The following is a 15,793-nucleotide window of genomic DNA, read 5'->3' as shown; positions in this document are numbered from 1 at the left end:
CAACTAATACTTAACTAACTTGAATGTTTTAGTTATTCCATTTATTGTAAACCTAACCAAGTAAATTCCTGGAACAATCCTATTTCCATTAAAATCGGTACCATTCCACACAAACTTTTCAGCCGAAATATTCTCTTTTTTGAATACGGGTTGACCAGTAGAGTTGTAAAGAATCATACTGATACTCTGCTTAGGATCTAAACCTGCAAAGATGAATGTTACTTCATTTATAAAAGGGTTTGGATGTATTTTGATTGAAGGATAGCTTTCAGAGAACTCTATTCCAGCCGAGTTTGCGATAAGGTTAATTGGATATGGCGAAACTAAATTGCCAACAACACTGTTAAGATCAAAACTCAACCCTTCATCAACTTCGTAAACATAACCCGATTTTACGCCGAATAGTTTAAACTCAACATTCTCTTTATCTTCACCTTGTATGGTAAGGAAATAAAGGTACCTATTGTTTACTTTAGTAGGATAAGCCCATCCCCTGCACTCCTGGTTAACAAAGGCACCTACTATTAAGCTATCGGTTGCAAAGTCATTAACCAATACTTCGGCAATTACACTCATATTACCAGGATACTTGAACGGCTCAAACGACCAGGGGCATTCTACAGTTGACTTATTTGCCATTTTGGTACCATTACCCTTACTTAATCCGCTTTCAGGGTAAATCAGATAATCGATATCGGCCTGTGTTTTAAACATATACCCACGACCTGGAACCATGTAGGTTAAGTTACCAACCCAACCCAAATTAGGATCGTAAACTGCAAACTGGGTTTGCGATTTAATCACATCGCCAGCAGCGGGATCGATATTGGCTAAAGCATCGTTTACGGTCATGTTAACCGATGGGGTATAACCTACCCAGTTCCATCCTTTTACAATTGGAATAGGAATATTAATTGGGCTTAACCTGCTGCCAGAATAGATTAATGTACCGCTCTTAGCAAGTTTCAGCATATACATCTCCTTATTATTAAACCCTATGCTATTTAACGAACCGTACCATCCGTAACTTGGTGAATAGTTAGCAAAGGCCGACTGGGATTTAACCTGATCGCCATTTGTAAGAGAAAGTGATGATAGCATGGCTGGTACGCTGGATAAGTTCTGGCTATAGGTATTAAATGAGATCCAGTTCCAACCCTCACTAATAGGCTGAGTAAACTTGGTATTACTATTGGTTTCAAAAATTAACGGTTCAGAAATTGTACCAACAATATCATTATAGCTAAAGGTTAAGGTTGGTGTAACATCGGTGTGTTCTAAGCCTTCGGAAGCATTCCAGATCCTGAATGTAACTTTTTCGCCCGACTGCTGGTTGCTATTTATTGTTAGAAATACCAGATATGTGTCAAGATCCTTAACATAGGATGACTTAGCAACTCCTCGACACTCGTCGCCTACAAATGCTGCAATCATATCGTTGGGGTTAGTTGAGAACGACTCGTTAATTTTAAGCTTACCAACAACCCCCATAGAATACTGGTATTTATCAGTATCGACATTCCAATCGGGTGCCTCTTTGTAAACATTAAGATTAACATTCAGTTTCTCGGCATAGCCAAAGTCGGATGTTAGGTAGATAGTTGGCGCATAATCGCCTATATTGAGGACAGGATTAACTGTAAACTTGATTGTCTTTTCTGAAAGAGGCGAAAGTGAACCCTTTGCATCATCGGTAGTTAGCCATGAGGGTAAACCAGTGATAGTATAGTTTTGCTGGGTACCACCAAGATTCATAATCTTAACGGAAAACTCAAGCGGCTCGTTTACTCGTTTTTGGAGGTTCACCTCATACTCATCCCAAACCACAGCATTTTTGTTTACATAGGCGGTCCAGGTTATAGGCGAAGCCATACGGTTTTTATGCATATCCTGAACCTCCTCAACAGTAAACTCAATTATGCATTTTTCAATGGTTGCAGGCTGCTCCTTAAGGTTGATAAGCAGCTGGTTCTCATATACACTCCAATCGAAATTAAGATTCTTAACCGGTCGAACATCTTTAATATTAGGCACGTCTACATTTGCCAGCTCGCAGCTATTGGTTGAAATATCAATGTTACCATCAACCACCTCAACTGTCGAAGGAATTAGTTCAGTTCCAAGTGCATCATACTTATCGAAAGGTACATAGGCAACAAGTCCCATTTCTGTACCCATCAACTTAGAGTTCATATCCAGTTCAATCTGCTTAACTGTTCTGGCCAAGTTCCAAACCCTAATCTCGTCCAATGCACCAACAAAGTTCTGATCGTATGTGTAAGGAGCACCAGCCGGTAAATACTGTTGGGCACCAAAACAGAAGTTTGCAGCAGCCATTCCACCAAACTCAGCACTCGATTTTTGAGCTACCAGCTTACCATCGATCAATAGCTGGGTGTTTGCTGCTCTATTTACAATTAGCGCCAAATGATGCCACTTATTATCCAGCACATCCTTATCGGCCAGAATTACATTACCATTGTTCTTTGCATAGAGCTTGCCTGTAGCATCAAAACCAATATTCCAAATATAATCGGTTCTGGGCGAGTAGTCGCTACCATCCCCCCTACCATTTGAGAATAGCACTACATTTGTTTGATGGTCGCCTTTAAAGTAGAATTCAACCGTGAAATTGTTTAACTCCGTAAATGCAATATTATTACCAGGAAGTGTCATGTATCCGCCGCTCTTTAGCTCCGATGCAAAGCCAGTAGGGAAAACCCTCCATTCAGCCCCAAACAGCGATAAATGCCTGTTACGAGATTTATCGGCGGCCAACTCACCATTAGCTTCATCCATAGGCCAATAGCTGGATAGTCCAAGCTCATTTCCAACCAGCTTGGTGTAAACCATTGAGTAAAGCGTTGCAAACCCTAATGGCTTTTCCCAAACCCTTAACTCATGTATGAATCCGGAGAACTTGCTATTTCCATCAACTGATTTTCCCACATATAGTTTTCCATTTGCCTTGAACTCAGCGGTTACAGGAACAGCCTCTCTATCAATAATATCGTTGATGTAGATATTTGATGTTTTGGAAGCATAGTCGTATGTTACTGCAACATGATACCATGTTTGCAAATCGGAAATTACGGTATTAGAAGTAATGGTTTGATTATTAAGCCTTGCATAGAATTTATCGGACGCATCAAACCCAAGTTCAATCTGGTTCTGGGAAAGAATAACCCCTGGCCTTTGCTCGCCTCTGCGTACCCAAAACTCAATTGTCCATGATTTGTTGTCGAGATTAACACCCGAAAGCGCAGTCGCATAATCATTAACCCCATCAAAGAAGAGGCATGCTTCATGCTTTAGTTCCGATTTGTTAAGAGAACCTCTAACAGAGAAGTTACGAGTAATAAGAGTAGCAGGGTTAATAAGCTCATCGAAAGTAACCAGCACTTCATCGCCAGGCGAAAGGATACCATCGGCAGGCTGTGGCGAACCAAATGGCTTTGGTTGCTTAACATCCTTAATTCCATATGCAGGCTCAGAGAAGTTGTGAGTACCATCGGTACAGTTAGATATTGCCTGAATGATGTAGGTTCTGTCTGGTAAATCGTGCATGGGGATTGAGTAGCTAGCTTTACTATCGGTTAGTAGCATTTTAGGTTCATTTGCCGATTGGTAATCGCTCTCATTCACAAAGAAGTTCATGGCTGTAGTCCAAATCTGATCGGATTCGGCCTTGTATTGCAAGCTAAGACTATTAAAGGTGATGCTATTCAGATCGTAATCTGAAATCTCGCAAAGCAAAGTTGTGTCGCCCTGCGTATTAATAATCCAGTTGTCAAGTGGTAGGTTTAAGGTTACAGGGGTACAAATAGGTAGAAAATGGGCAGTAATGCTTATGGTGTCCGCAATTGTTTCCTGGCAGGTAGAACGAAGAATAAGTTTAATATTCTCATAATCATATACATCGTCAAGTATCTTCTTTAAAGTAATCACCTTATTAACAGTGGTATGACCAGGTACATAGATTAGACGGCCATTACCAATAGGACTACCATCCATTTCAATGAGTGCCCCCTGTTGCGACGATGCCTCATCAATAATAAGCTGGAACCAAGAATCCTCCCTTGTTTCACTAATGTTTTGGATTTTTAGGTTAAAGAAGGCAGTCTCATCGGCGGGGATACCCTCGGCAATCGGGTCGTCGCAAGAGAGCCTGGGGCTCTCCCTTTTCATAGTTGCCTCCGAAATAACCGTACCCGGATGATAGTACTTAGTTTTCTCAACATCCTCGTAGGGGCACATGGTTTGGCCACCACGCTTTATGAATATAGGAGAAAACGGTTTTTTACCCTCCTTAACATCAATTGAAATGTAATCGCCCGCATTCTCATCGGCAAGTACATAGCCAAAGGTTGTGTAGTTATTCTCCTCGGTTCCATTGCTGGAGGTTTTGGAAAAAGAGTGTGCTGTCTCCATGTTAAGAGTAAAACCTTGATCCTTTATTTCAAAACCGACAGTATTTGCTAAACTTTCAGAAATACTAAAAGTATAAGAATTTGTTTCTGTTTTTGTCGAACTTATAGTTTGGGAACTCTCATAAGTTGAGCCTGCATCGAAAGAGATGTTCTTAAGCTGCTTAGCTTCTAGCTTCTCCTTTTCGTTATCGGCTAATATTTTTTCCCATGCCTTAACCTGCTGATTATAAAATCTTACAGAGTCTACAAAGGCAGAGTCTTTAGGCCAATCAGCAGGAATTAAATAAGAATACGAATCGCCAACAATCTTTTTCCCCTCGGGATAATACTCTACCCTGACATTTGCTGTATCGTTATCATTTCCGAAGTTTGGATCATTAACTGGGAGCATTGATGTGTACTGATACTTATTATCCTGAATTAGAAGCTGGTTCCTTAAGTATTTAAGGTTTGGTATCAGATAGTCGGTAATATGTTTCTGAGTGTAAATGAAAGCCGTGTTAAACTTAGGGCTAACCCTTATGCCTGTTGTTTTACCAATTTTTAATCCATTTAGTTCTGACCCAACATGTCCTTCACCTTTGTCAATTGGTGTAAGGTCAACGAAGTAGCTTAACCCATAAACAATATTTGTTGAGTGACCAATAAACACATCGCCTTCGGCACCCACAAAATCACTGCTTGAACTCGTTGACCATTTCTCTACACTTGTGATGCTTTCAACAGATTGTCCTTCTTTTACCCACTCATTAGATATTGAAAGCCCTACATTAATATCATTTAATTGTTCAATTGTTTGAATTACTCCTCCTCCTATTCCACCAATTAAAAAGGTTTCAGAGAAACCTAATTGTGTACTTATACCAAGATTATTACCCATTGAATTGGTAATGTTATAAGAATTAGTTTTTGTAGTAGTTGACCCCTTCTCCAAATAGGTATAGCTTCCCGAGCCCGGAGGGTCCCTAAGAATCATATCTATTTCATTGGGGCCTGTTGTTACAAAGTTGTTACCGGTAGGCATTCCACCAAGGAGGTATGCTCTGAAGACTTTCCCATTGGGTTTCCAATCGGTTTGAATTGCCCCGTTAGGTCCGGTGAGAGCAGTTATTCCCATGGTTAGCGTATAGCTCTCCTCCTCATTTGCAGAGGTTGTAATATTTGGTAACCCTCCGGTAAATGAGTAAAACACTTCGCCGCTATCATTTAAAGATAGCTGCATCTTATTTCTGTTGATGGCCAAAAAGTTTTGAACCTCTACCCTGCCATCTTTTACTGGAACTAAATCCTCAGCATTGTTGTTATCAATATTGATATAGCGCTCAAACACCTTAATGAGAAGCTTGTACGGGTTTAGCTGTCTTAGTATTGGATGCAGGGTTAAAGGATTTCCATCAACATCAACGATATCCAAGGTTTCGCCGCTTTGAGTTGTATATTTCTTTTCCCAAAAAACTTTGGAGTTATCGTTTGCATTGAATACATCTATCTCAGGTGAAGTTCTATAAATAAACTCTTTCTTCTCGTTGTAGAAGCACTTATCAACCCTATAAACAGGTCCTGTTATTGCATCGTAACCAACAAGAACGCTATCAACCTCTTCATTATCGTTATATGAATTTGTAAGGTCGATTGTGATTTTAGCAGATTCCGGATAGGTGTACTGTCCAGCGGTAATATCAAGAACCTTATACTTTTCCGGTAAAAGGTAAGCTACAAACTCTCCGGTTACCGGATCAGGATTAATGGTAATATTTTCTTTGGAAACACTTTTAACCGCAAAAGAAGTTGAGCCGAACGTTTCATCCTCCTCGCCTTTCAGGTAGGTATTTGTCCATACGCCATTGCTGTCGGTCTGTGCAACAGACAAATCATACCCTTTTTCAGTAGTTAAAAGTATTTCAGCATTACCCAGGTTGTTTTTCGTATGGCCTAACCCCAGCTTCTTTTCAGCCTCAACAGGTCCTCCTGCACATCGACCAATTACCTTTACTAAAGTTGAATCGGTAAAGTTGACCCCATTAATGGGAGCCTGGAAGTTCTTTTTACCCTCCTTGGGGTAACGCCCTTCATCAACAAAGACATGACCAGTTTTACCAACCGAGAGGTAATGCCACCCAATCGGAACATAAACCTCGTACCGTCCAAGCTCATCGGTTGAAACGGGTTTCCCGTTTTCCTGAATGATCACCTGGCCGTCCACATATATATTTACATCTTTTACCGGGAAGTTTGTATTCTTGTAGTAAACCTCACCCGTTATCTTGAAAGCAGCAATATCCTCAAAATCAATATCATTATGGGTTGAAGAGCCCGGTCCGATAAATAGCTGTTTCTGGGTTGGCGAGAACTCATGCATCTCATATACAGGGACAATTTTGTAAATCGACCCGAGCGTATAAGGGATATTGCTAATTATGTAATTGCCGTTAATATCGGTAATCCCTTTCACAGCCAGTTGTCGCTTAAGAGGAATGACATCGCTTAAAAGGCAACCGTTTACTTTTCCGTGGTTCTCATTAAACACACTACCATCGCGTGAGATGTCGTATACATTACTGTAAAACATTTCGTCAAGATGATAGTATATTCTCAAACCTTTCTCAGAGCCACTAAGGTACTGTATTGAGTAGTCAACAACCTGCTGGGGAGTTAGAGCCTTGTTCCACACCCTGATGTCATCCATCCAACCGATAAAAGCATTAGAGGTTCCCCCAATAAAGATATCATTTGCATTATCGGGTGTAGTAATATTTCGTTTTACCGAAGCCTTATAAACCTCAAGCTCATTGTAAACAATGTATATATATAAAGAATCGGGGTCACGAACGGCATTTACACAAAAGAAGGTGTCAACCTTTTGCTGAAAGTCGATACTTAAGCTCTGCCCATTTGCAACAAAAGTTACCCGGTTTGGCTGATGAAACACCTGGTACTGTGTACCTTTTGAAAATAGTTGAGTAGTACCTGTAGAATTGGGTAGTACCCATGATTGGAAGGTGAACTCTTCGGAGTAATTATCGTTTGAGTTATTAGGCACTCGTAAGTAGCTATTAAAGTTCTGGAAGTAGAGGCTGGTAGCCGAGAACTTATCCTCCGTTTCGGCGATTACATGAACGCCCTTAACTCCGGTTTTATTCTTAAAGCTAACATTTCCCGAAACTATACCTCGCTGAACGCAGAAACCTATGTCCTTGCAAAATTCAGTTTCAGGTACCGACATAATTGTATCCTCGCAAGTGGTTTGGCCAATTACTTTATACTCATAGTATTTTCCGGGTATTGCCGATTTATCGGTATATGATGTTGTTGGGTCAACTGTTTCCAGTAATTTAAAGTCACCACTAGGTAGATCTCGCCTATAAATTTTGAACGTTTCTATGATATTTTCGTTATCATAATCCCAATTTAGGGCAACATTGTCGTTGTAATACCCCTTGGAGGCCCTTAGCCTTTTATCCGCATTAAAGGTATTGGTTATATTCGGTTTTAGCTTACCGGATCTGGCTGATGATGCAACCCCTCCAGGAACACACTGATTGATAGCATATATCTTATAGGTATAGGTTTGGCAACCCGAAACCCCCTTATCGGTATAGCTTGTTGTGTTTTTGTCAATATCATCAAAAAATACCGTATTTGTGGCTGAAGTACGTTCAATTTTATATTTGTCGTGATTGGAACCAGCGCTCCAAGTAAGACTGATAGTATTATCGGACGAATGGGATGAAACATTAACCCAGCTAGGCGCTGATAATGGTTGAGGGTTGCTAGTTTTAGTCACACCGGGGGTCTTAAATCCACACTGGTTAACAGTCTGTATCTTTAACGTATAGGGTTTATTTTCTATCCCGCTTGTAATAGAAAATGAGCTTTGATCCTTTCCAACCTCGGCATCTCCACCATCCCAGCTTATATAATACTTTTCAGCAGCAGAACCCCCTGAGCCTTCACTCCATGATAGCTTTATCTCTTTACAGGTATGGTTTGTAACAGAAACGCCAGAGGGGTCTGAATATCCCGAATAAGGCGGACTACCATCGGTTTTACTAGTTACTTGCTGAGCAAACTTTGAGCCATATCCAACCTCAAGAGTGTAGTTGTAATTTTGGGGCTTGGGGTCCCCTAAAAAATCAACATATGAAGTTGCACCCTGTCCGGAAAAAATAATCTGTCCGGCATTATTCCTTATCCTACAAAAAACATCATTGGGATACTTCGACTCGAATTGCCAGTTAAGAGTAATTGCGGAACAATTATCTGTAGAGCCGGTGAAATTTTTTACTGTGATAGGAGTCCATCCTGTTATAGTCCCAAAAACATAGTCATAAATATTTGTGTTACTACCCTCATCTTCAAAATCTATTTGCCCAAATTCTAAGGTGTAATCTTTTGCAAAGTAATCTTCTTCAGCAAGGGGGAATGTAAAAATAGCATAATTGTAATCCCCCTGTTTCTCTATAGTAACCTGTATATTATCAATCAAAGGATCAATCAAAGGGTTTGGTTTGGGAAAGTGAACTCCAAACATTTCCTCATCTTGGTCTGGATGGGTTGTGAAAAAGTAAACGCAAACATTATATGAATCTGGATAATGCTGCTTATTATAGACATGAAAATATTCCTTGCCATTAATCTTGGCTACAAATTTTTGAATATTGTCATCGTTACTAGAATTGGGATCATCGCGAACAACTATCATTTTAAAAGTTGCCTGACGCGTTGCCATATTGATGGAGAAGTTTTGTATATGTTGTTTGGCATCAAAATTCCACGAGAATCCCAATATAGGATATAGCAAAGCTATAATCGTTACAAAGAGAAACTTGGTAGAGATTTTCCCAATCAAGCCTTTTGAAATTTCAAAAAATGTTTTCATAATTTTACTTGTGTTAAATTTCCTTTCTACTCGTTTATAACTGCAGCCTCAACCCTACGGTTAAGCATTCTACCTTCCTCGGTATCGTTGCTAGCCCTAGGTTTATCGGGACCATAGCCAACCGCTTTTAGCCTAGAACCATCAACACCCTTGGATATTAAGTAATCAACCGCTGCCTGTGCACGCTTTTGCGAAAGCGACTTATTTGCAGCGTATGAGCCTACATTATCGGTATGGCCCGAGATTTCAATCTTAATGGTTGGGTTATCGAGCATTACCTGTGCAATATTGTCGAGCTCGGGTTTTGAACTTTCAAGCAGCTCCGTACTACCCTGCTCAAAAACAACATTTTTCAAAACCACGCTAACCCCTTTGGTTAAGGGTCGCATTGAGAAATCGTGTTTTATACTATAATTGTTACCATACCATTGGACGGTATCGTTATAGAACATGTAGCCCGTAGCATTTGCAGCAATTGCAATGCTGGTTTGACGGGGCAGCTTGATTTCGTAATGCCCGTCGGACGAGGAGGCAACTATCTCCCTTATAGCTTCACCTGTTTTGGCATCGCTTAGGGTTAGCCTGGCACCTATTGGCTTACCGGTTTTCTGATCGGTAACAACTCCCTCCACCTTGATTATTGGGTTTAGCTCAACATTAGCTTTTACCGTTTCTGCCAGGTAATCATAGGTTAGATTCTCTGTTCTTGATTCGAATCCGTTGGCATTATAAATAATTTCAAGAGGAATAGAGTCGCGTTTAATTTCAGCCACAAAACCATTTCCTGCCTCAGAAACTGCCTTAGCAACCACTCTACCATCCTGTTTAATGAAAATATCAGCGTTAATTGGCTTCCCAGATAACCTATCGGTAACTTTACCTTTAATTGAAATTGTGGTAGGAATTAAGCTTGAGCTAAATGGCAGTGTTCTGGTTGATGAGTTTGTAGTAACACTCTCAACTATAGGTTTATATCCTTCGGCATGTAGCTTAAAGGTATAATCCCTGTTAGCCTTTAGCTCAACAGAGAAAAATCCATTGTCGTCGGTATTGACGGCCTGTACCGGCTTATTGTTATAGAAAACCTCAACCGATGCTTTAACCGGTTTAGAATTAACCGAAGATTTAACCTGTCCATTGACAACCTGTTTGCGAATAACCTCAATCTTCTCGGGCATCACATACCCAAAGTTTACCTCGTGAGTTCCCAGGTATGAGTTGGACAGCTTTGTGCGAACAACCTGGAATGAATACCCAAGGCTGTAGCTGTTGATAATGATACCAATGCTTGAGATAATGCTATTATCGGTTCGGTAGGCCAGCTGTGCCCAGAACTGGTTTCGCCATAATGCCATTACGTTTAAATCGGCAAAAAACGATTGCTGCATATCCATTGCAGCAAGAACCGAAGGCTTAATTAGTAAATCGTCGTTATAAGCATATTTGTATGAAGCGAACAGATATGCATCGCCACCGAAACTATTACGGTAATAGAGGTGAGGTAAGGCCAGCTGAAATTCGTACTCTTCAAAGCTATATATCGCTCCAAATCCTGCAGTTACAAAAGATTTGGTGAGATTACCAGCAAGCAAAGGGTCGGCGCCGGGATCACCTAATATGCGAGAGCGAACAAAGGCATCGTTCATATAACCAACCGACAAGCCTAGCCTTAACCAATCGTTTTCTGTTAGCTTAACTCCATATCCGTATTGAACAGAGGCGTTGGTTATGTTGTAAAGCCCCATGCTGGCATTTGAAAATGATATTCCAAGCCCCATACTTTGTGAATACCTATACGACGAACGAAAGTCGTATACACGAGGAGAGCCTTCAACCCCCATCCATTGCATATGGCTACCCGCCATGAAACTCATATAGTTGTTATTAAGAGCATTGGCTGGGTTCAGAAGATGGCTGTTCACTGCATACAGGTTGTACTTATAAAGTTCCTGTGAGCTGGCAAAAAAAACCAGCAACAACAGGGGTACTCCTGCAATTAAATTCCTGAAGATCAATTTAAGCATATTGCTACCTGATTAAGTTTATGTATCCGGTAATTTTCTTATTTCCATTGATAAAGAAGTAGTAGTATGTACCTTTAGGCAAATAGGACCCATTTTTAGTACCATCCCACTCATTATTGTAACGCTCAGAGGAGTAAACCAAAGTTCCGGCCTGATTATAGATATAAAGGTTATAATCTCTTAGATGATCTACTCCGGTTATTTCCCATTTATCGTTATACCCATCGTTGTTGGGGGTTATAATATTAGGAATCAGTAAGTCAGGGTACTTGACAACATGAACATTTGCCTGAGCATATGTGGTTTGTCCAACGTTATCGGTAACCGAAAGGGTTATCGTATTATCGCCAAGATCATTTAATGTAAATTCTGTTTTATCTAATACCATTGAAGCAAGCTGGCAATCATCATATGAACCGTGGTCGATATCTGAAACCTCTATAGAAGCATATCCATCAACATTGAGCATCACCTCAATATCCCTGACAATTGCAACTGGGTAGTCGTTAACCACGGTAAGTTCTTGTGCTTGTTGCGAGCTGTTATCTTGCGCATCGGTATAAGTCCAGGTTATCAAAAAGTCGCCTGGGAGCTCATAAATTAGCGGATCGGTTGTAGTTGCCTCAACTTCACCCACACAGTTGTCAATAGCTTGTGGTTTTGTGGTAAACTCAAAATAGCAAGGCGCTTCAATTTTATCAAGATTTTCTTTAACTGGAACCGGAGCAATATTATCGTGGATAAAAACCTTCTGATTGCGGGTGGTAACATTTCCTAAAGCATCGGTGAATGTCCAGGTAACAACATAATCGCCCTCGGTGCTATACGTTAGCGGATCTGTAGTTTGCCCTTGAACTGTTTGGCCGCAATTATCTATTGCTTCCGGTATGGTTAGTTCAACCATACATTGGTCTGTTACATCGGGTAAACTTCCAATGCTTGGAGGTAACGTATCAACAATAGTAACATCCACAGAACTTTGCCTGATATTACCGCTAATATCGGTTAGTGTAACCATTATGCTGTTAACACCAATATCGGAGCAACTAAATGTGGATTTTGACAAAACTGTATCGGCAATGGAACAGTTATCGCTAGCGAGTTCCACCACATCTTTTGCTTTCAGAATAGTATTACCATTCTGGTCAAGAGCAATGGTTGCCGGTTTTGTGGTAAGGCTAGGCTTAATAGTATCTGCAACCGAAACATTAATTGGTTTTACCCTTGAATTACCCGAAGGATCGGTTGCCGTTACATTAACTACAATTAATCCAGCCTCAGAACAGCTAAATTCCGATTGCGAAAATTCAACATTATCAACCGAACAATTGTCGGTTATCTTATCGTTAACATCGTCTCGAGTGAGTTTTGCAATTCCCTCTTCATCGAAATAGATACTAATATCTTGTAAAGTTATAATGGGCTTAATGGTATCTATAACGTTAATTTGAACAGATTTTGAATCTGAATTTCCATACTTATCGGTAGCAGTAACTGTAACTTCCTTTGTTAAACCAGCATCGGTGCATGTAAAATTGCTTAATGATAAAAGAGTATCTACAGCACAGTTATCTATAATAGAATTAACTATATCTGAAGGTTTTAACGTTGCATTTCCGTTCTCATCAAGGTAAATATCTTTTTGAGATACCACATCAAGAACTGGTACTACATCATCGATAACATTAACAAATGCAGTATCGGTAGTTACATTACCGTTTATATCTTCCACATCAATCCTAACTGGTATTGGATTTGACGTTACATCCAGACAGTCAAAACCATATCGGCTGAGCGTTATGGAGTTTACTCCACAATAATCGGATGAAGAAGTAACCAAATCGGAATTTACAATGCTAGCCTGTCCGTTAACATTAAGAACAACATCTTTATCCTGCTTTGTAAAGGTAGGCTTTATGGTGTCAATAGCATTAGCGGTAATGTAATAATCGTAAACACTTGCATTGCTTGCATCGGAGTTAATAGCAATCTTGGCTTCGCGAAGCGCTTTCTCCGAGATTCCAAACTCTACCTTAAGGGTAGCGGTATCGTAAGGTAGAATTGACGTAGGGGATTCAACTATCCGAAAATAATCCTTATCTCCAGGATTTGTGGCATCGAGTATATCGGTACTTGTAACATAAATAATCCAATCGCCAATATTGGCAAGCTTATAGCTTACCTTTTTCTTTGTATGGCAAGCATCAATATCTCCAAAGTGGGTGCTATCATCTGCAGAAGTACTTGTTGAGTTATCGGGTATATATAAGCTATTACCCAGTACTTTAAGAACCGGGTTGAATGTATATGTAGCCGTATAGGTTGAACTATTCTCTCCTGCTACTGTAAAATCGCCACCCACATAAAGGTTTCCTTCATAGCTAACTGCCAATGCCTTCACCGAGCCATTTAGACCACTACCAAGGCTTTGCCAACTTGTACCATTCCATCGGGCTATTCGGTTAGCAGTTAGGTTATCAACCGTAGTAAAATCACCACCAACATATATGAATTTGTGCTTATCGGAAGAAATTACCCGAACAGGTCCGTTTGAACCATTTTCAAACTCATTAAATGCACTTCCATCGTAGGTTGCAATGTATTTTGCATTTACCCCGGAAATAGAGGTAAAGTTACCTCCTATAAAAAGCATGTTCGACTCGTTATGTAAGGTATAAACAGGCCCATTAGTACCAGATCCAACTGGCTCCCAGGCAGAACCGTTCCACTTAGCAAAATATTTAATCAACGTAGAACCCGAAGTGGTGAAGTTTCCAGCAGCATAAATGGTGGAGTTATAAACTTCAATATCTCTAACCTCGGCATTAAATCCGCTGCCCAAAGCGCTCCATGATACTCCATTCCACTTTGCAATTCTATTTGCAGCTACCCCCCCAGCTATTGTAAAATCACCTCCAACCAGTAGGTTACCCGACTCGTCAAGTTTCAGGGCAAGAACATCGCCATTTAGCCCTGAACCTAGAGCTTGCCAAGATGAACCATTCCAAACAGCAATGTTATTAGCAGAGACAGAGCCAGCAATCGAGAAACTTCCTCCAACATAAATTTTATTATCGGTTGCATTAACGCAGATTGCATTTATCTTTCCATTTAATCCACCTATTAAATCTAAAAAGCTAGTGCCGTCCCAGATGGTAACAAATTTTCTTAAATTCCCTTTGGCAGAAGTAAACTCACCACCATAAATCACATTACCGTTATTATCAATTGCAATTGCATTTACAGCTGCGTTCATACCATTATCGGTAACACCAAGTTTATTCCATAAAGAGCCATTATATAATGCAATATTTGCAACAGGGGTATTGTTAATAAGGGTAAAGCTTCCACCCGCATAAATACTTGAACCCGACTTACATAGACTGTAAACATTGCCATTGGCACCCTCGCCAAACGTTTTCCATGAACCACTAGAATAGTAGGCTATTCTGTTCACACTACTTGTGCCACTCTGTGTAAAATAGCCGCCAGCCCAGAGCATACCATCAGAAGTAAGCTGAATGGAATAAACAGCATCGTTAAATCCATTGCCAACTGAACTCCAATTAGTGCCATTCCATTTAGCAACACGGTTTATGGCAGCTCCATCAATATCGGTAAAATCTCCAGCCACATATATATTTCCAGTTGCATCCTCAATTATTGACCGCACAGTATTGTCGGCACCGGTAGTTCCAACCATTTCCCAGCTATAACCAGACCAAACAGCAATTCTTTTAGCTGTAGTGTAACCGGCACTTGTAAACGAACCACCTACATACAATTTACCATTTGAGGCTAGCAGTAAAGAGTAAACAGTAGCGTTTAAGCCTGTTCCAACATTTTTCCAACCAGAACCATTCCACCTTGCAATTCTATTTGCTTCGGTTGTTCCTGCCGTTGTAAAACCTCCCCCTACATATACATTGTTACTACCGTCAACAGTGATTGCATAAACCGTTCCGTTAGTCCCATCGCCTATGGTCTGCCACGAAGAACCATTCCATTTTGCAACGTGATTTACCGTTAAACCAGAAGCCTGGGTAAAACTTCCACCAGCATAAATATTGCCCTGTGCATCCATTGCCAAAGCATAAGCAGGTCCATTTAGGCCATCGGCTAAGGGTGTCCATGTTGATCCATCCCAACATGCAATGTTGCTCACATTTATACCACCCGCTGTTTTGAAATCACCTGCAACGTATAGCTTACCATCAGGTGCTAGAAGTTGAGCGTAAACAGTTCCCCCTACTCCGGGGAAACCTGAAAATGAACTGCTCCAACCGACATTGTCGAGGGTTGCTTTTACCTGAGAGGTGAAAAATAAAGATACCAGAATAAAAAGTGTGCGCTTTACATTCATGATAATAATTTTTTGTAAAGCTACCCCTATTAAAAGCCAAGGGAAAATTATAGCGGTGGACAAAAGGTGGACAGGCAGGCCAACTTTGATAAATGAA

Annotated in this window: 3 protein-coding genes; all 3 read right to left on the bottom strand. The window is 40.4% G+C overall.

The window, feature by feature from the left end; genetic code table 11:
- Nucleotides 1-3: 3 nt before the first annotated feature.
- The 3 genes from FHG85_RS02185 to FHG85_RS02175 are packed head-to-tail and all read right to left on the bottom strand — an operon-like array spanning nt 4 to nt 15,696.
- Complete coding sequence (locus tag FHG85_RS02185) at nt 4-9,309, bottom strand: LamG-like jellyroll fold domain-containing protein (protein WP_173072641.1); 9,306 nt, start codon at nt 9,307-9,309, stop codon at nt 4-6.
- Between the two features lie 26 nt (nt 9,310-9,335).
- Nucleotides 9,336-11,333, bottom strand: a complete 1,998-nt coding sequence (locus FHG85_RS02180; protein WP_173072640.1) for a PorP/SprF family type IX secretion system membrane protein — start codon at nt 11,331-11,333, stop codon at nt 9,336-9,338.
- A 4-nt stretch (nt 11,334-11,337) separates the two neighbouring features.
- Nucleotides 11,338-15,696, bottom strand: coding sequence for a T9SS type B sorting domain-containing protein (locus FHG85_RS02175; RefSeq protein WP_173072639.1), 4,359 nt, complete (start codon nt 15,694-15,696; stop codon nt 11,338-11,340).
- Between the last annotated feature and the right edge of the window lie 97 nt (nt 15,697-15,793).

Source organism: Tenuifilum thalassicum (assembly GCF_013265555.1).
Classification (GTDB): Bacteria; Bacteroidota; Bacteroidia; order Bacteroidales; family Tenuifilaceae; genus Tenuifilum; species Tenuifilum thalassicum.
The sequence above is the reverse complement of the archived record's forward strand: the minus strand, read 5'-3'. Positions and strand labels throughout refer to the sequence as shown.

Bases quoted from the DNA above. Each gene is read 5' to 3' on its own strand.
- FHG85_RS02185 (WP_173072641.1), bottom strand. From the start codon at position 9,309: ATGAAAACATTTTTTGAAATTTCAAAAGGCTTGATTGGGAAAATCTCT.
- FHG85_RS02180 (WP_173072640.1), bottom strand. From the start codon at position 11,333: ATGCTTAAATTGATCTTCAGGAATTTAATTGCAGGAGTACCCCTGTTG.
- FHG85_RS02175 (WP_173072639.1), bottom strand. From the start codon at position 15,696: ATGAATGTAAAGCGCACACTTTTTATTCTGGTATCTTTATTTTTCACC.